General features: G+C 46.6%; 12 protein-coding genes. 10 read left to right on the plus strand and 2 right to left on the minus strand.

Going from position 1 to position 17,483, the window contains the following annotated elements; all coding sequences use genetic code 11:
- Positions 1–1,674, plus strand: a complete 1,674-nt coding sequence (gene pgi, locus MSG93_RS16515; protein ID WP_324622542.1) for a glucose-6-phosphate isomerase — start codon at positions 1–3, stop codon at positions 1,672–1,674.
- On the plus strand, positions 1,667–2,683 hold the full coding sequence (galE, locus tag MSG93_RS16520; protein ID WP_324622543.1) for a UDP-glucose 4-epimerase GalE: 1,017 nt from the start codon (positions 1,667–1,669) through the stop codon (positions 2,681–2,683). The genes pgi and galE overlap by 8 nt, the downstream gene beginning before the upstream one ends.
- Before the next feature lie 54 nt (positions 2,684–2,737).
- Here the strand turns inward: galE and MSG93_RS16525 are convergent, their stop codons facing one another.
- Positions 2,738–4,108 (minus strand): phosphomannomutase CpsG, encoded by a 1,371-nt coding sequence (locus MSG93_RS16525; protein ID WP_324622544.1) that lies wholly within the window; start codon positions 4,106–4,108, stop codon positions 2,738–2,740.
- A 383-nt stretch (positions 4,109–4,491) separates the two neighbouring features.
- Here MSG93_RS16525 and lldP point away from each other — a divergent pair, with 383 nt between their 5' ends.
- The 4 genes from lldP (at position 4,492) to dld (ending at position 10,046) form a co-directional block, all read left to right on the plus strand.
- Positions 4,492–6,159, plus strand: coding sequence for an L-lactate permease (gene lldP, locus MSG93_RS16530; protein ID WP_324622545.1), 1,668 nt, complete (start codon positions 4,492–4,494; stop codon positions 6,157–6,159).
- A gap of 19 nt (positions 6,160–6,178) precedes the next feature.
- On the plus strand, positions 6,179–6,931 hold the full coding sequence (lldR, locus tag MSG93_RS16535) for a transcriptional regulator LldR (RefSeq protein WP_005228317.1): 753 nt from the start codon (positions 6,179–6,181) through the stop codon (positions 6,929–6,931).
- A complete protein-coding gene (lldD, locus tag MSG93_RS16540; protein ID WP_324622546.1) occupies positions 6,928–8,079 on the plus strand; it encodes an FMN-dependent L-lactate dehydrogenase LldD in 1,152 nt (383 codons plus the stop codon). Before lldR ends, lldD begins: the two co-directional genes overlap by 4 nt.
- A 260-nt stretch (positions 8,080–8,339) precedes the next feature.
- Positions 8,340–10,046 carry a D-lactate dehydrogenase gene (dld, locus tag MSG93_RS16545; RefSeq protein WP_324622547.1) on the plus strand — a complete coding sequence of 569 codons (1,707 nt, stop codon included), beginning with the start codon at positions 8,340–8,342 and terminating at the stop codon, positions 10,044–10,046.
- 60 nt (positions 10,047–10,106) lie between these two features.
- Here the strand turns inward: dld and MSG93_RS16550 are convergent, their stop codons facing one another.
- Positions 10,107–11,321, minus strand: coding sequence for an aromatic amino acid transaminase (locus tag MSG93_RS16550; RefSeq protein ID WP_032876694.1), 1,215 nt, complete (start codon positions 11,319–11,321; stop codon positions 10,107–10,109).
- Between the two features lie 451 nt (positions 11,322–11,772).
- Here MSG93_RS16550 and MSG93_RS16555 point away from each other — a divergent pair, with 451 nt between their 5' ends.
- The 4 genes from MSG93_RS16555 (at position 11,773) to acnD (ending at position 17,461) form a co-directional block, all read left to right on the plus strand.
- Complete coding sequence (locus MSG93_RS16555; protein WP_005228321.1) at positions 11,773–12,483, plus strand: GntR family transcriptional regulator; 711 nt, start codon at positions 11,773–11,775, stop codon at positions 12,481–12,483.
- Positions 12,476–13,360, plus strand: coding sequence for a methylisocitrate lyase (prpB, locus tag MSG93_RS16560; RefSeq protein ID WP_324622548.1), 885 nt, complete (start codon positions 12,476–12,478; stop codon positions 13,358–13,360). Before MSG93_RS16555 ends, prpB begins: the two co-directional genes overlap by 8 nt.
- 337 nt (positions 13,361–13,697) lie before the next feature.
- Positions 13,698–14,855: a bifunctional 2-methylcitrate synthase/citrate synthase gene (gene prpC, locus MSG93_RS16565; RefSeq protein WP_005228323.1), complete on the plus strand. Its 1,158-nt coding sequence runs from the start codon at positions 13,698–13,700 to the stop codon at positions 14,853–14,855.
- A complete protein-coding gene (gene acnD, locus MSG93_RS16570; RefSeq protein ID WP_324622549.1) occupies positions 14,855–17,461 on the plus strand; it encodes a Fe/S-dependent 2-methylisocitrate dehydratase AcnD in 2,607 nt (868 codons plus the stop codon). The genes prpC and acnD overlap by 1 nt, the downstream gene beginning before the upstream one ends.
- Positions 17,462–17,483 lie beyond the last annotated feature (22 nt).

Below are 17,483 nucleotides of genomic sequence, written 5' to 3' on the forward strand. Positions count from 1 at the left end.
ATGACAAAACAGATACATCCTTTTCCGGTCAGGGAACAGACTTCGGTGGTAGAACAGTTAGCGGTTTTACAGAAACAATTTAAAGACCTGCATCTGAATACCCTGTTTGCAGCAGATGAGGCACGTTTTAAACGTTTTTCCGCTGAGTATGACCAGATTGTTTTTGATTTTAGTAAACATCGGATTGATCAGCAGGTTTTAAGCCAGCTGGTGGATCTGGCGCATGCGCAGGATCTGGATGGATGGATTAAACGTCTATTTTCATGTGAGCAGATTAACTACACGGAACAACGCGCTGCGATGCACTGGGCCTTACGTCTGCCTAAATCTAGTCCAACGCTGCCCGTCGTGAATCAGGCGGTCCAAGCGCAACTTGAGCAAATGTATGCACTGGTTGAAAAAATTCATGCCGGCCAATGTCGTGGCGCAACGGGTGAAGTGATTCAGGATGTGGTGAATATTGGGGTTGGTGGATCAGATCTTGGTCCACTCATGGTCACGCATGCACTTTCAGATTTTAAGGTCAAAACGGCAAAGCCCTTAGATATTCATTTTGTTTCAACCATGGATGGCAGCCAGCTCTCCGGGTTGTTGCATCAGCTGCGCCCTGAAACCACCTTATTTATTATTTCTTCCAAGTCGTTCGGGACCATTGATACACTTTCCAATGCCCAGACCGTACGTCAATGGCTAGAGAAAGCCTTAGGCAATAATGAAAAAATCCTCAAGAATCATTTTGTGGGGGTATCGACCAAACCGGATAAAATGACCGAATGGGGTATTGCAGCGGATAAGCAGCTTTTACTGTGGGATTGGGTCGGTGGCCGTTATTCATTATGGTCGTGTATTGGTCTGCCAATTGCACTGACCATTGGCGTGGAAGGCTTTAAGCAATTCTTGGCCGGAGCATACGCCATTGACCAACATTTCCAGACGACGCCGTTTGAACAGAATATTCCGGTATTAATGGGCCTGTTAGGGGCGTGGAATAATAACTTTCTCGATATCCAGACCCACGCCGTGCTGCCTTATGACGGACGGCTCAAGTATTTTGCCGCTTATTTGCAGCAACTGGAAATGGAATCGAACGGCAAATCCATCCAGCGCAATGGCGAAAAGGTCAGTTCAGTGACGTGTCCAATTGTGTGGGGTGAAGTGGGGCCGAATGCGCAACATGCGTTCTATCAGTTGTTGCATCAAGGTACCCATTCGGTCAGTTGTGACTTTATTGCTCCGGTCAAACGTTATAACGCTAATCAGTTTACCTATGCAGAAAGTGCCGAAGCCTTAGTCGAGCAACATCATCTGGCCTTATCCAACTGTCTGGCCCAGTCACGCCTGCTGGCTTTTGGTAATCAGGCCTTGGCGGCAGATGAACTGCAAGGCCTACCTGCCTATAAGCAATATGAAGGCAATCAGCCGAGTTCAACCATTTTACTCAAAGAGTTGAATCCATATAGCTTGGGGATGCTGATTGCGATGTACGAACATAAAGTGTTTGTGCAATCGGTATTGTGGAATATCAATCCCTTTGATCAATGGGGCGTTGAAAAAGGCAAGGAAATTGCCAATCAGCTGTTGCCGATTCTTAACCGTGAGCAGGAAGATCTATCTAGCTTTGATGCATCAACCCAAGGCTTGCTTAAAATATTGCTAGGAAAAACAGATGGCTAAGATTTTAGTCACCGGCGGGGCTGGCTATATCGGTTCGCATACCTGTGTAGAATTATTGGATGCAGGCCATGAGGTAGTGGTATTCGATAATCTATCCAATAGCTCGGAAGAGGCTTTACGCCGTGTCGAAAAACTGGCCAATAAAAGCCTGGTATTTATACAGGGTGATATTCGCCATGCCCATGAACTGGACCCTGTTTTTCAAAATCATCAGATTGATGCCGTAATTCATTTTGCTGGCTTAAAAGCAGTGGGAGAGAGCCAGCAAATTCCTTTGGCATATTTTGATCATAATATTGCTGGCAGTGTTCAATTGTTCAAGTCAATGGAGAAAGCTGGCGTATTTACCTTGGCCTTTAGCTCCTCTGCAACGGTATATGGTGAGCTGAATCCATCTCCTTATCAGGAAGACATGCCGCTGAGTTTGCCGAATAATAATTATGGTTATACCAAACTGATCATTGAGCAGATGCTAGAAAAAATGGCGCTGGCAGATACAAAATGGTCGATTGCCTTACTGCGTTATTTTAATCCGGTCGGTGCCCATAAGAGTGGACAGATTGGGGAAGACCCGCAAGGCATTCCGAATAACCTGATGCCGTATGTGACTCAAGTCGCTGTGGGACGTCGTGAAAAACTTTCTATTTTTGGTCATGATTATCCAACCAAAGACGGCACTTGTGAGCGGGACTTTATCCATGTAGTGGATTTAGCGAAAGCCCATGTGCTGGCGGTCACCAATCGGTTAAACAGTCACGGTTGTCGGGCCTGGAATATTGGAACAGGTACACCAATTTCAGTTCTACAAATTAAAGAAACCTTTGAAAAAGTGAATGGGATTCAGATTCCAACCGAATTTGCGGAGCGCAGAGCCGGGGATTTGCCAGCATTTTATGCAGATGCTTCGCGAGCGCAAGCTGAGCTCGGTTGGCAGCCGCAATATACGCTGGAAGATATGTTGGCGGACAGCTGGAACTGGCAAAAGCAAAATCCAAATGGTTTTAAATGAGTTTGGTTGTCATAAAAAAAGGAGCATAAAGCTCCTTTTTTTATTTGGACTAAATTAGCCCTGAATCAACGCAGTTAATTCATCGACATAGTGCTGCATCGGTTGCGGATTTTGATCGGCACGACTTTCAATATTTAAGCGCAATAATGGCTCGGTATTCGAAGCACGCACATTTAAGCGCCAAGCACCAAAATCCAGACTCACGCCATCCGTGCGGTCTACCTGTGGGTTTTGATCGGCATAATGATCAAAGATTTTTTGTACCGTCGCTTGGGTGTCTGCGACTTTAAAGTTGATTTCACCACTACACGGGAATTTGGCAATCATGTTTTCAACTAGGGTGGAAAGCGATTGACCTGTTTCTGACAGTAGCGCAATGGTGAGTAACCACGGAATCATCCCGCTATCACAATACGCAAAATCACGGAAATAGTGATGGGCGCTCATTTCGCCGCCGTACACCGCATTGTGTTCACGCATCACGTCTTTAATGAAGGCATGGCCTGATTTCGACTGTACCGCGACGCCTTGGTATTGATCGACGATATCAAAGGTATTCCAGACCAGACGTGGGTCATGCACGATTTTCTCGCCAGCCTGTTTGATCAGGAAAGCTTGTGCCAATAAACCGACAATGTAATAGCCTTCAATAAACTGCCCTTTTTCATCAAACAGGAAGCAACGGTCAAAGTCACCATCCCAGGCAATACCCATATCGGCCTGATGCTGCAGTACAGCATCACGGGTGCTGTCACGGTTTTCAATCAGGATCGGATTCGGAATACCATTTGGGAAGGTACCATCCGCTTCATGGTGGATTTTAATAAATTCCACAGGGATGTTGAGTTGCTGGAATTTTTGTTCAATCGCATCAATCACATGACCTGCTGCGCCATTTCCGGCATTCACTACCAGTTTAAGTGCTTTGATTTTTTGCGGGTCAATATAAGTGAGAAGATGCTCAACGAACTCAGGCAAAATATTATAGTTTTGCGTAGTACCTTTATTCGCAACTTCAGTGAATTGCCCTGATTCCGCTAGGGTCTGAATTTCTTTTAAGCCTGTTTCCGCACTGATCGGGCGTGCATTTTCACGTACCAGTTTCATGCCGTTGTAATCCATCGGGTTATGGCTGGCAGTGACTTCAATCCCGCCCTGGACATCGAGATGGAACGCTGCGAAATACACTTCTTCGGTGCCGGTCATGCCCAGATCAAGCACATTGACGCCTGCATCATTCAGACCCCGAATGGTGGACTGTTTTAGACTCTCACTGCTTAAACGGATATCACAGCCAATCACGACGGTTTTAGGCTGATAGATCTGTCCATAGGCACGACCAATGTTATAGGCAATCTCTTCATTCAGTTCAGTACCGAGTTTGCCGCGAATATCGTAGGCTTTAAAGCAAGTCAGTTGAGTCATATTGTTCAATTCATGGTGATGTGATTTGAGTTGTGAACACATTATACAGATATCGCCAGCAAGTCATATTTATAGTTCTGAGTAGGCTGGTTTAAGTTGAGTATGCTTTCGAATAGAGATCGTAAAGACAAATCATTTATCAGACTTTAGTCGAATGGGGAATAATGCGTGCAAGCTAAACAGGTTGATTTAATTTAATTATTATTGGTCATACCAATTATTGTTATTCTGGTAGGCTTGATCCTGAGAATTCATATAATTAAGATGCATAAGGATTGCAAATTGATGATATTTGCCAGTTTGGTTAATATTGGTCATACCAATATAAAAAGATTCGTTCAAGATCGAAGTGAAAACAAAATGACGCCCAGCATTTCAAGGAGATGAGAATGCTAAATGTGTGGCAACAAATTTATGATCCTTTCAATAATATCTGGCTATCCAGTGTGGTGGCGCTGATCCCGATTATTTTCTTCTTTTTGGCTTTGGCGGTATTTCGTTTAAAAGGCAGTGTGGCGGGAACCTGTACCGTTATCATTGCCCTGCTGATTGCGTTATTCTTTTATCAGATGCCCGCTGAAATGGCATTTGCTTCGGTGATTTATGGCTTTTTTTACGGCTTATGGCCGATTTCATGGATTATTATCGGTGCGGTGTTTCTGTATAAAATTTCCGTCAAAACCGGGCAGTTCGATGTTATTCGTTCCAGTATTTTATCGATTACAGAAGACCAGCGCTTACAGATGCTGTTGGTCGGTTTTGCCTTTGGGACCTTTCTGGAAGGCGCAGCAGGTTTTGGTGCACCTGTTGCGATTACCGCAGCCCTGTTGGTGGGATTGGGCTTTAAGCCGCTTTATGCTGCGGGACTCTGCCTGATCGTCAATACTGCCCCAGTGGCTTTTGGCGCAATGGGCATTCCGATTATTGTGGCGGGGCAGGTCTCGGGTGTAGAGACCATGGAAATCAGTCAGATGGTGGGTCGCCAGTTACCTTTCTTAACCCTTATTGTGCTGTTCTGGATCATGGCGATTATGGATGGCTGGCGCGGAGTAAAAGAGACCTGGCCTGCGGTACTGGTCGGCGGTAGTGCTTTTGCAATTGCGCAATATCTAACCTCAAATTTTCTGGGGCCCGAGCTACCGGATATTACGGCATCAATTGCTTCACTGGTCAGCCTGACCTTACTGTTCCGCGTCTGGAAGCCAAAGCATATTTTCCGTTTTGAGGGTGTAGAGCCACAAAATACAAGCTCAGCAGCGCATACGCCACAACGCTATAGCATTGCGCAGATTGCCAAAGCATGGTCGCCGTTTATGATTTTAACCGTGATGGTCACCATCTGGAGTGTGCAACCGTTTAAAGCCTTGTTTAGCAAAGACGGTGCCTTGGCGGACTGGATGGTTAAAATCGAAGTGCCGTATCTGCATAAGCTGGTAGAAAAAATGGCACCGATTGTGCCTGAAACCACGGCCTATGAAGCGATCTATAAATTTGACTGGTTCTCTGCCACAGGTACCGCGATTTTCATTGCCGCACTCATCACGATTATATTCCTGAAAATGAAAACCCGTGAAGCGGTCAGTACCTTTGCTGAAACCTTGAATGAATTAAAAACCCCGATTTATTCGATTGGTATGGTGTTGGCCTTTGCCTTTATTGCCAATTACTCTGGTCTGTCTGCGACGCTGGCTTTGGCATTATCGCATACCGGTCATGCCTTTACCTTCTTTTCTCCTTTCCTGGGTTGGCTTGGTGTCTTCCTGACGGGGTCGGATACCTCATCCAATGCGCTGTTTTCGGCCTTGCAAGCGACTACCGCTCAGCAAATCGGGATTCCAGAAGTATTGCTGGTGGCGGCCAATACCAGTGGTGGGGTAACGGGCAAGATGATTTCACCACAATCGATTGCGATTGCCTGTGCCGCGGTGGGCCTGGTGGGGAAAGAATCAGACCTGTTCCGTTTCACGGTAAAACATAGCATCATATTTACAGTCTTTGTTGGCATCATCGTCACGGTTCAGGCTTATCTGTTGCCGTGGATGATTCCATAACTCTACTCAAGGAAATGTGATGAGAATCTCCGATCAAGTGGTCATGAAATTACAGGCACTCATTGAGCAACGCCAGATGAAACAAGGTGATCGTTTGCCCGCCGAGCGTCAGCTTGCGACCAGTTTGGGGGTCTCTCGTCCGTCCTTACGTGAAGCGATCCAGCAATTAAATAGTCAGGGCGTGCTCAGTAGCCGCCGTGGTGACGGGACTTACATTCAACAGTTACCAGAGCAATGGTCACAACAGTTGATTGTGAATCCGATCAGTAACCTGATTGAAGAAGATCCGTTGTACCGTTTTGATGTGCAAGAAGCGCGTTTGTTGCTGGAAGGCGGCACCGCATGGTATGCGGCATTGCGCTCAACCGCTGAGGATCGCGCCAAAATCCATCATTATTTTGATGAGATTAGCCGCCATCAAAATGCAGGCGATTCGGCTCAGGCCGCTGTGGCGGATGCTGAATTCCACTTAGCGATTGCTGAGGCCTCGCACAATATTGTGCTGATCCAGATGATGCGCGGCTTGTTTGACCTGTTGCAATACAACGTCTTACTGGGACGCAAGAAAGTTTATAACGATCCTGTCAATGGTGACTTGCTCAGTGAGCAGCATTTTCAGGTGATGGATGCGATTGATCGTAAAGATCCCGAAGCTGCACGCCAGGCGGTGTGTGGTCATATTGAATTTGTGATTAATCATGTACGTGCTCTGGATGAAGATGAAGCTCGCCAGAAACGTGCAACACGTTTAAGTAGAGTTGACTCAAAATGATTATTTCTTCTGGCAATGATTATCGTGCTGCGGCACAACGTCGTTTACCGCCATTTTTATTTCACTATATCGATGGGGGCGCCTACTCGGAATACACCTTAAAACGCAATGTGCAAGACCTTTCTGAAATTGCCTTACGCCAGCGGGTGCTGAACGACATGTCGGCATTGAGTCTGGAAACCAGACTGTTTAACGAAACCTTGTCCATGCCAGTGGCTTTGGCACCTGTCGGTTTAACCGGTATGTATGCACGTCGTGGTGAAGTGCAAGCGGCGGTGGCAGCGGATAAAAAAGGCATTCCATTTACCTTGTCGACGGTTTCGGTCTGTCCGATCGAAGAAGTGGCACCTGCGATTAATCGTCCAATGTGGTTCCAGCTCTATGTATTGCGTGATCGTGGCTTTATGCGCAATGCCTTGGAACGTGCCAAGGTAGCAGGATGCTCAACACTGGTGTTTACTGTGGATATGCCGGTGCCGGGTGCACGCTATCGTGATGTGCATTCAGGTATGAGTGGGCCGAATGCGGCAATGCGCCGTTATCTACAATCCATGTTGCATCCGCATTGGGCATGGAATGTCGGGATGTGTGGCCGTCCGCATGACTTGGGCAATATCTCCAAATATCTGGGCAAACCGACCGGGCTTGAGGATTATATCGGCTGGCTGGGTTCTAACTTTGATCCGTCAATCTCATGGAAAGATCTGGAGTGGATTCGTGAGTTCTGGGATGGCCCGATGGTGATCAAGGGCATTCTGGACCCAGAAGATGCCAAAGATGCCGTGCGCTTCGGGGCAGATGGCATTGTGGTATCCAATCATGGTGGACGTCAGCTGGATGGGGTGATGTCTTCTGCACGGGCTTTGCCTGCGATTGCTGATGCGGTGAAGGGTGATCTGGCGATTTTGGCAGATTCAGGCATCCGTAATGGTCTGGATGTGGTACGTATGTTGGCCTTGGGGGCAGATACGGTGTTATTGGGTCGTGCCTTTGTGTATGCCTTGGCGGCGGCAGGCGGGCAAGGGGTGTCGAATTTACTGGATTTGATTGATAAGGAAATGCGGGTGGCAATGACATTGACGGGTGCGAAGTCGATTTCGGATATTAATGCGGATTGTTTAGTACAGGCGATGAAGCAAGGTCTTTAAGACATAGTAAGTAAAGCAGTAAGCACAGCCTCAAAATTTGGTAATTTGCTAATGTTTTACGTATAGGCATTTGTCACTTTTGAAAGGTCAAAAGTAACCAAAAACCTTTTGTTGAGCAAACAGTACTTCCTTGTACAGTTGCTCAACAGGCGGCATCCTTGCCGCCAATCGCGATAGTATCTGTAAGGGATTTAAATTTTAAAATTGTATTTTTTAATATAATTTTCAGTGTATTACGTAGATGATCCAAAGGAGCCATCATGCAAACATTTTCTCCTAAAGTGGTGATTGATCGTTTACAGCAGATTGTTGGACATCAGCATGTACTGAGTGATGATCAAAGTACACGGCAGTATCGTCAGGGCCGTCGTTTTGGTGAAGGCAAAGTATTTGCAGTGGTGATCCCTGGCACCTTGCTGGAACAATGGCAGGTGCTACAAGCCGCTATCGAAGCGGACTGTATCGTCATCATGCAAGCGGCCAATACGGGGCTGACCGGTGGTTCCACACCCTATGGCGATGATTATGACCGTCCTGTGTTAGTAATGAGTACCCGTCGTTTAAAAGGCATTCAGGTCATCCATGACGGCAAGCAGGTGATCTGTTTGCCGGGGGCGACTTTGGACAATCTGGAGCAGATATTAAAAGGCTATGACCGTGAGCCGCATTCGGTGATTGGTTCTTCCTGCATCGGTGCTTCGGTATTGGGTGGTGTCTGTAATAATTCAGGCGGTGCCTTGGTTCGTCGTGGCCCTGCCTATACCGAACTGGCGCTGTATGCACAGGTCAATGCCCAAGGTCAGCTGGAATTGGTAAATCATCTGGGCGTCAACTTGGGCTCAACTCCTGAAGAAATCCTGACCCGTTTAGAACAGCAACGCTATCAAGCCACAGATATACTGGATGATGCTGAAAAGCAGGCATCCGATCAACGTTATGCGCAAGACGTCACTCAAGTCGATGCCGACAGTCCGGCACGTTTTAATGCCGATCCTTCACGCCTGTTTGAAGCCTCGGGTTCGGCAGGCAAAGTCTGCGTGTTTGCGGTGCGTCTGGATACTTATGAAAAGGTAGAAAGCAGTGTGTTTTATATTGGCAGCAATGATGCCGATGATCTGACTGCGATTCGTCGTTATTTACTGACTTCATTGCCAAGCCTGCCAATTGCAGGCGAATATATTCATCGTGATGCGTATCATATTGGTGAAAAATACGGCAAGGATACCTTCCTGTTTATTGAGAAATTTGGCACCGCCAATGTACCGAAAGCCTTCGCGCTCAAGGATAAGATCGATGGCTTTTTAGAAAAGTTTAAAATCAAAGGGCTGACCGATCATATTCTACAAGCGCTCACGTCCTTGTTACCGAGCCATCTACCTAAACGGATGACGGAATATCGTGATCGTTATGAGCATCATCTGATGTTGCGCGTTGAAAACAATTGTAAGGCTCAGACCGAGCAATTTTTACAAGACTATTTTGCAGTGCATGCCTCAGGTAATTTCTTCCTGTGTGATGCGGAGGAAGGGCGTAAAGCCTTTTTGCATCGTTTTGCGGTGGCAGGTGCAGCAATTCGTTATCGTGATACCCATCGGGATGAAGTTGAAGATATTGTGGCGCTAGATATTGCTTTGCGTCGTAATGATCGTGAATGGGTCGAGCAACTACCTGCGCAGATGGAGCAGCAGATTATTCATAAGCTCTATTATGGACACTTTTTCTGTCACGTGTTTCATCAGGATTACATTCTGAAAAAGGGCAATGATCCTTTAGCGATGGAACATCAAATGTGGCATTTACTCGATGCCCGCCGTGCGGAATATCCTGCCGAGCATAATGTCGGTCATCTGTATATTGCCAAGCCTGCATTGGCCAATTTCTACCAGAAACTTGATCCGAATAACTGTTTTAATGTCGGGATTGGACAGACCTCTAAATTGAAGTATTGGGGCAAGGCCAAGTCCTGACTTTAAATAAAACAGGCCATAAAAAAAGGCGCTTGAAGCGCCTTTTTTATGCGTTACAACTTAAGCTGTTGCAGCAGATTTTGCTAAAACTTCAGCCACTGCTTTTGCAACTTTGTATACGTTGTTCATGTTCAGACCTGCAACACAGATACGGCCACTACGTACCAGGTAAATTGCATATTCTTCACGAAGAATGTCCACTTGCTCAGCGGTTAAACCGGTGTAACTAAACATGCCTTTTTGATTGACAAGGTAGCTAAAGTCACGCTCAGGCAGTGCTTTAGTTAGCTCGTCTTTCAAGATGCTACGCATTTTGATAATACGTTCACGCATCTCTTTGACTTCGCCTTGCCATTGTTGATTGAGATCAGCGTCATTTAACACCTGATCAACCAACCATGCACCTGTTGTTGGTGGGCTAGAGTAGATACGACGTACTGTGGCTTTCAACTGGCCGAAGGTGCATTTTGCTGCTTCAGCATCGTCACATACGAACGTCAAACCGCCAACGCGCTCACCGTAAAGTGAGAAGATTTTAGAGAACGAGTTGCTGACAATAAAGTTCAGACCGGCTTGGTCTAAGGCACGGATGGCATAAGCATCCTGTTCCATACCATCACCGAAACCTTGATACGCGATATCGAGGAATGGAATGAGGTTACGTTCTTTTAATACCACAATCACTTGATCCCATTGTGCCGGGTTCAAGTCTGCACCTGTTGGGTTATGGCAGCATGGGTGTAATAACACAATGCTTTGTTCTGGCAAGGTTTTTAAAGTAGACAACATGCCGTCAAAATCAACGCCACGTGTTTCAGCATCGAAGTACGGGTAGAAGTTGCTCTTGATGCCCGCACCATTGAAGATCGCAACGTGGTTGTCCCAAGTTGGCTGGCTTACCCAAACTTCTGAATTCGGGAAGTAGGTTTTCAAGAAGTCTGCACCGACTTTTAATGCACCAGAACCACCAAGCGTTTGAATTGTTGCAACACGACCTTGTTGAATTGCAGGGCTATTTGCACCAAACAATAACGCTTGAATCGCATCACGGTAAGGCTTGAAACCTTCCATTGGTAAATAAAGCTTGGTTTGCGTGTTTTTAGGAGCAATACGTTTTTGCGCTTCGATAATGGTATCAAGCTGAGGAACGATACTGTCTTCGTTATAGTACAAACCAATACTAAGGTTAACCTTTTCAGCACGCGAATCAGCATTGAACTGTTCCATGAGTGATAGGATCGGATCGCCTGCATAAGGTGGGATATGTTGAAACATTAACAATGTCCTTTTCTTCAACAAAGTGCATAGATGTCTGGGGAGGTCGGCTTCAGAAGCGGAACCTTCGATGCCCAATAATGTATCAATAAAGACTGCATGAAGCACGCTGTTATTTACATTTTGGTGCAGTATTTACTTACAAAATTTGTCGCCATGTAATCATTATAAAGATTGTCTACAATCAGGCTGTCATACCATGGTCGTAGCATGAACAGTCTAAGGCTGCCCAGTCGGTCGGATTGCAGGGCTAAATGATACATAGGTAATTGATTAAGTTATTGTTTTATATATTTATATATAATTTTTTTAGCAGTGCATTGATTCGCCGTTAAGTCAGGCTCATACAGTAGGATTGAAAGCATCAGTCTAATTTATTGTCGACAATTCTATTGCATTTTTTCTTTTATCTCGTTATAAAATCATCAAAACCGTAGAGATTGTCGACAATATGCAAGATACCCTTGTTCCTCAAGCCCTCAGCACCAGTCAGGGAATGACCCTGACGGAACACGTATTCAAGCAAATTCAGTCGGCGATTGTATTGGGACAGATCCCTGCGGGCAGCAAGATTTCAGAACCTGAGCTGGCACGGATGTATGGCATCAGTCGAGGTCCATTGCGTGAGGCGATTCATCGGCTGGAAGGGCAGAAACTGGTGGAACGAACGGCCCATGTCGGTGCGCGTGTGGTATCACTGTCGTTACAGCAGTTTCAGGAACTCTATCAGATTCGTGCCTCTTTAGAAGGTTTGGCCTGTAAACTTGCCGCGCAGCATATTGATAAAAAACAGATTCTGGCCTTGCGTGATGTATTGCGTATGCATGCCGAAGATGAAAATTTTAAAGCAGGTAAGGGCTATTATCTGCAAGAAGGCCAAGACGACTTCCATTACTGCATTATCAAAAGCAGTGGCAATAAAACTCTCGAAAAAATGTTATGCGATGAGCTGTATCACCTCATCCGTATGTATCGAATCCAGTTTTCAAATACCCCAGATCGACCAAGCAAGGCTTGGGACGAACATATCCGTATTTTAGATGCGATTGCTGAAGGTGACGGTGAGCTTGCCGAAATGCTGATGCACCGTCACATCAATGCATCCTACAAAATTGTTGAGCAAACATTGCTACAAAATCAAGGAGAACAACAACATGGCTAAACAGTCAGCTGGTCAGCTATTCCGCGACGCGGTCGCAAATGAAAAACCATTACAGGTGGTGGGTGCGATCAATGCCAACCATGCGTTATTGGCAAAACGCGCTGACTACAAGGCGATCTATTTGTCTGGTGGTGGTGTTGCCGCAGGCTCTTTGGGCCTACCTGATTTGGGTATCAGTAACCTTGATGATGTATTGACCGATGTACGCCGTATTACTGACGTGTGTGACCTGCCGTTATTGGTCGATGTCGACACCGGTTTCGGCGCTTCTGCCTTTAATATCGCACGGACCACCAAGTCGATGATCAAGTTTGGTGCTGCTGCAATGCATATCGAAGACCAGGTGGGTGCCAAGCGTTGCGGTCACCGTCCGAATAAAGCCATCGTGACCCAGCAAGAAATGGTCGATCGTATTAAAGCCGCAGTTGATGCACGTACCGATGACAGCTTTGTGATCATGGCGCGTACCGATGCACTTGCGGTTGAAGGCTTGCAGGCAGCGATTGACCGTGCCGGCGCGTATATCGAAGCAGGTGCAGACATGCTATTCCCTGAAGCGATCACTGAATTGGCGATGTATAAGCAGTTTGCAAATGCGACCAAAGTGCCTGTTTTAGCCAATATCACCGAATTTGGTTCTACGCCATTATTTACCACGGACGAACTGGCTTCTGCCGATGTCAGCATTGCGCTGTATCCACTTTCTGCATTCCGTGCCATGAACAAGGCCGCAGAAAATGTTTATGAGACCTTGCGTAAAGAAGGCACGCAAAAAAATGTAGTCGATACCATGCAAACCCGTCAAGAATTGTATGAACGCATTAACTACCATGCATTTGAACAATATCTTGATGGAACTTTTGCGAAGAATAAATAAGTAAAACCTTAATTAACAAGAATTTAGGTTGAAATTTGCTATGCAGAAAAGTCATCTGCAACCTGAGCAAACCAAAGCGATTGAAGCTTTGGTGTAGCGCAAGACAAGCGAAGTGCGTAGTTTTTTGTTCAAGCATAGCTTTCACCTTGCGGTACGGCAAAGATTATTAATCTTTGCTATTCGTACCTCAGGTTTTGCAGATGACAATGGTTTTGCCTACTTTTCCCGAATGAAAAGTAGGTCGAACCGAAGGTTTATCCTGAAACAGGATGAGAACTCGGCACGACTCCGTTGAGTTGCTCAAAAATAAATTAAATAGATAGAAAAGGACAATCTTATGAGCAGTAATGAAACAACAACAGGCTTCAAACCAAAAAAATCAGTTGCCCTTAGCGGACAAGTGGCAGGCAACACCGCACTGTGTACCGTAGGCCGCAGCGGCAACGACTTACACTACCGCGGCTATGACATTCTCGACCTTGCAGCAGGAAGCCAGTTTGAAGAAGTGGCACACCTGCTGGTACATGGCAAATTACCAAACAAAGCTGAACTCAAAGCCTATAAAGCAAAATTAAAGGCACTCCGTGGCTTACCTGCAGCACTGAAAACTGCACTTGAGCAACTGCCGCCATCAGCACACCCAATGGATGTGATGCGTACCGGTGTATCAGTTTTAGGTTGTTTAACGCCTGAACATGAAGACCACAACGAAGCAGGCGCAAAAGACATCGCTGACAAATTGATGGCAAGCCTAGGTTCAATGTTGTTGTACTGGTATCACTTCAGCAACAACGGTCGTCGTATTGAAGTTGAAACCGATGACGACTCGATTGCAGCGCATTTCTTGCATCTCCTGCATGGTGAAGCGCCATCGGAAGAGTGGATTCAAGCCATGCACACCTCTTTGATTCTGTATGCTGAGCATGAGTTCAATGCATCTACCTTTACCTCACGTGTGGTGGCAGGGACAGGTTCAGATATGTATTCAGCCATTACTGGTGGTATCGGTGCCCTACGTGGCCCTAAACATGGTGGTGCCAATGAAGTGGCATTCGTGATTCAACAACGCTATGACAATGCTGATGAAGCCGAAGCTGATATTCGTAAACGTGTTGAAAATAAAGAAGTCGTGATTGGTTTTGGTCATCCGGTGTATACCGTGTCTGATCCACGTAACGAAGTGATCAAGCAAGTGGCGCGTGAACTGGCTGAAGCGCAAGAAAATACCAAGATGTACCTCATCGCTGAACGTTTGGAAGCCGTGATGAAAGAAGTGAAGAACATGTTCCCGAACCTCGACTGGTTCAGTGCAGTAAGCTATCACTTGATGGGCGTACCAACGGCAATGTTCACGCCATTATTCGTGATTGCACGTACTGCGGGCTGGTCTGCACACGTGATTGAACAACGTCAGGACGGCAAGATCATTCGTCCAAGCGCCAACTATACCGGCCCTGAAAACCTTGAATTCAAACCATTGGCGGAGCGTGGTTAATGAACACAAAATATCGTAAACCGCTGGCAGGTACCCAGCTCGAATATTATGACGTGCGTCAAGCCGTTGAAGATATTCAGCCAGGCGCATACGCAAAGCTGCCATACACCTCGAAAGTACTGGCTGAGCAACTGGTGCGTAAAGCGGATGCCGAAAATTTAACGGCCTATTTAACCCAGCTGATCGAACGCCGTCAGGATCTCGATTTTCCGTGGTATCCGGCACGTGTGGTCTGTCACGACATCTTGGGACAAACCGCACTGGTGGATTTGGCTGGTTTGCGTGATGCGATTGCCGATAAAGGCGGTGATCCATCTAAAGTCAATCCAGTGGTGCCAACCCAGTTGATCGTCGACCACTCATTGGCAGTGGAATATGGTGGTTTTGATCCAGATGCCTTTGAGAAAAACCGTGCAGTAGAAGACCGTCGTAATGAAGACCGTTTCCATTTTATTGAGTGGACCAAGACTGCCTTTAAAAATGTTGACGTGATCCCTGCGGGTAACGGCATCATGCATCAGATCAACCTAGAGAAAATGTCTCCGGTGATCCAAAACCGTGATGGTTTGGCATTCCCAGATACCTGTGTTGGTACCGATTCACATACGCCGCATACCGATGCGCTTGGCGTGATTTCAGTCGGTGTCGGTGGTCTGGAAGCTGAAAACGTGATGTTGGGTCGTGCATCCTGGATGCGTCTGCCAGACATCATCGGGGTTGAGTTTGTCGGTCAGCGTCAGGCCGGTATCACCGCAACCGATATCGTGTTGGCATTGACTGAATTCTTGCGTAAAGAGCGTGTTGTTGGTGCTTATTTAGAGTTCTTCGGTGAAGGTGCTGACAGCATGTCGGTGGGCGACCGTGCCACCATCTCGAATATGACCCCTGAATATGGCGCAACTGCGGCGATGTTCTATATCGACCAGAACACCATCGACTATTTACGTCTGACCGGTCGTGAAGATGCGCAAGTGGCTTTGGTTGAGCAATATGCCAAAGAAATCGGGCTTTGGGCATCGGATATGACCCAAGCTGAATACCCACGTGTCCTTCGTTTTGACCTTTCAACAGTGACCCGTAACATTGCCGGCCCATCAAACCCGCATGCACGTGTCTCTACGGCTGATTTGAAAGAGAAAGGCATTGCCGGTGTGGTTGAAAACCGTACTGATGGCTTAATGCCTGATGGCGCAATCATTATTGCGGCCATTACCTCTTGTACCAATACCTCTAATCCGCGTAATACCGTGGCGGCAGGTCTATTGGCACGTAAAGCCAATGAATTGGGCTTGGTACGTAAACCTTGGGTGAAATCATCATTTGCACCAGGTTCTAAGGCAGCTGCGCTGTATTTAGAAGAAGCGGGTGTGTTGGGTGATCTTGAGAAACTTGGTTTTGGTATCGTTGCCTATGCATGTACCACCTGTAACGGTATGTCGGGTGCACTTGATCCCGTGATTCAGCAAGAAATCATTGATCGTGACCTGTATGCGACTGCGGTGCTTTCGGGTAACCGTAATTTTGATGGCCGTATCCATCCATACGCAAAACAGGCATTCCTTGCATCTCCGCCGTTGGTTGTGGCTTATGCAATTGCAGGAACGATTCGTTTTGATATCGAAAAAGATGCATTAGGTACAGACAAAGACGGTAACCCGATTTACCTGAAAGATATCTGGCCTTCAGATGCTGAAATTGATGCATTGGTTAAAGAAGCGGTCAAGCCTGAACAGTTCCGTAAAGTCTACATTCCAATGTTTGACTTGGGCGAAGTTGAACAAGCCGAAAGTCCGTTATACGACTGGCGTCCGCAAAGTACTTACATCCGCCGTCCTCCGTATTGGGAAGGGGCGTTGGCTGCACCACGTACTTTAGCCAATATGCGTCCGTTGGCGATCTTGGGTGACAACATCACCACCGATCACTTGTCCCCATCGAATGCAATCCTGATGGATTCGGCTGCGGGTGAATACCTGCACAAAATGGGTGTACCTGAAGAAGACTTCAACTCGTATGCAACGCACCGCGGTGACCATTTAACGGCACAACGTGCAACCTTTGCCAACCCGAAACTGTTTAATGAAATGGTGGTTCGTTCCGATGGCACGATCAAGCAGGGTTCAAAAGCGCGTGTCGAGCCAGAAGGCGAAGTGATGCGGATGTGGGAAGCGATTGAAACCTACATGAACCGTAAGCAACCGTTGATTATTGTGGCGGGTGCGGATTATGGTCAGGGTTCAAGCCGTGACTGGGCTGCCAAAGGCGTACGTCTTGCAGGTGTTGAAGCGATTGTAGCTGAAGGTTTTGAGCGTATTCACCGTACTAACTTGGTGGGTATGGGGGTTTTACCGCTTGAGTTTAAACCGGGTGTAAACCGTAAAACCTTAAAACTGGATGGTACTGAACTATATAGCGTGATTGGTAATATTGCGCCGCGTTCGACATTAACTTTAGTGATTGAGCGCGCCACTGCGGATGGTAAGGAAGAAATTCTGGAAGTGCCTGTAACCTGTCGTTTAGATACAGAAGAAGAAGTTTCTGTGTATGAAGCGGGTGGTGTATTACAGCGTTTTGCACAAGACTTTTTAGAAGGTCAAGTGGCTTAATACTTTAGCTAAAAGTAATTGA

The sequence above is a fragment of the Acinetobacter sp. IK40 genome (assembly GCF_035615075.1).
GTDB lineage: Bacteria > Pseudomonadota > Gammaproteobacteria > Pseudomonadales > Moraxellaceae > Acinetobacter > Acinetobacter courvalinii.

Coding starts and splice junctions, on each gene's coding strand:
- pgi (WP_324622542.1), top strand. CDS start 1: ATGACAAAACAGATACATCCTTTTCCGGTCAGGGAACAGACTTCGGTG.
- galE (WP_324622543.1), top strand. CDS start 1,667: ATGGCTAAGATTTTAGTCACCGGCGGGGCTGGCTATATCGGTTCGCAT.
- MSG93_RS16525 (WP_324622544.1), bottom strand. CDS start 4,108: ATGACTCAACTGACTTGCTTTAAAGCCTACGATATTCGCGGCAAACTC.
- lldP (WP_324622545.1), top strand. CDS start 4,492: ATGAGAATGCTAAATGTGTGGCAACAAATTTATGATCCTTTCAATAAT.
- lldR (WP_005228317.1), top strand. CDS start 6,179: ATGAGAATCTCCGATCAAGTGGTCATGAAATTACAGGCACTCATTGAG.
- lldD (WP_324622546.1), top strand. CDS start 6,928: ATGATTATTTCTTCTGGCAATGATTATCGTGCTGCGGCACAACGTCGT.
- dld (WP_324622547.1), top strand. CDS start 8,340: ATGCAAACATTTTCTCCTAAAGTGGTGATTGATCGTTTACAGCAGATT.
- MSG93_RS16550 (WP_032876694.1), bottom strand. CDS start 11,321: ATGTTTCAACATATCCCACCTTATGCAGGCGATCCGATCCTATCACTC.
- MSG93_RS16555 (WP_005228321.1), top strand. CDS start 11,773: ATGCAAGATACCCTTGTTCCTCAAGCCCTCAGCACCAGTCAGGGAATG.
- prpB (WP_324622548.1), top strand. CDS start 12,476: ATGGCTAAACAGTCAGCTGGTCAGCTATTCCGCGACGCGGTCGCAAAT.
- prpC (WP_005228323.1), top strand. CDS start 13,698: ATGAGCAGTAATGAAACAACAACAGGCTTCAAACCAAAAAAATCAGTT.
- acnD (WP_324622549.1), top strand. CDS start 14,855: ATGAACACAAAATATCGTAAACCGCTGGCAGGTACCCAGCTCGAATAT.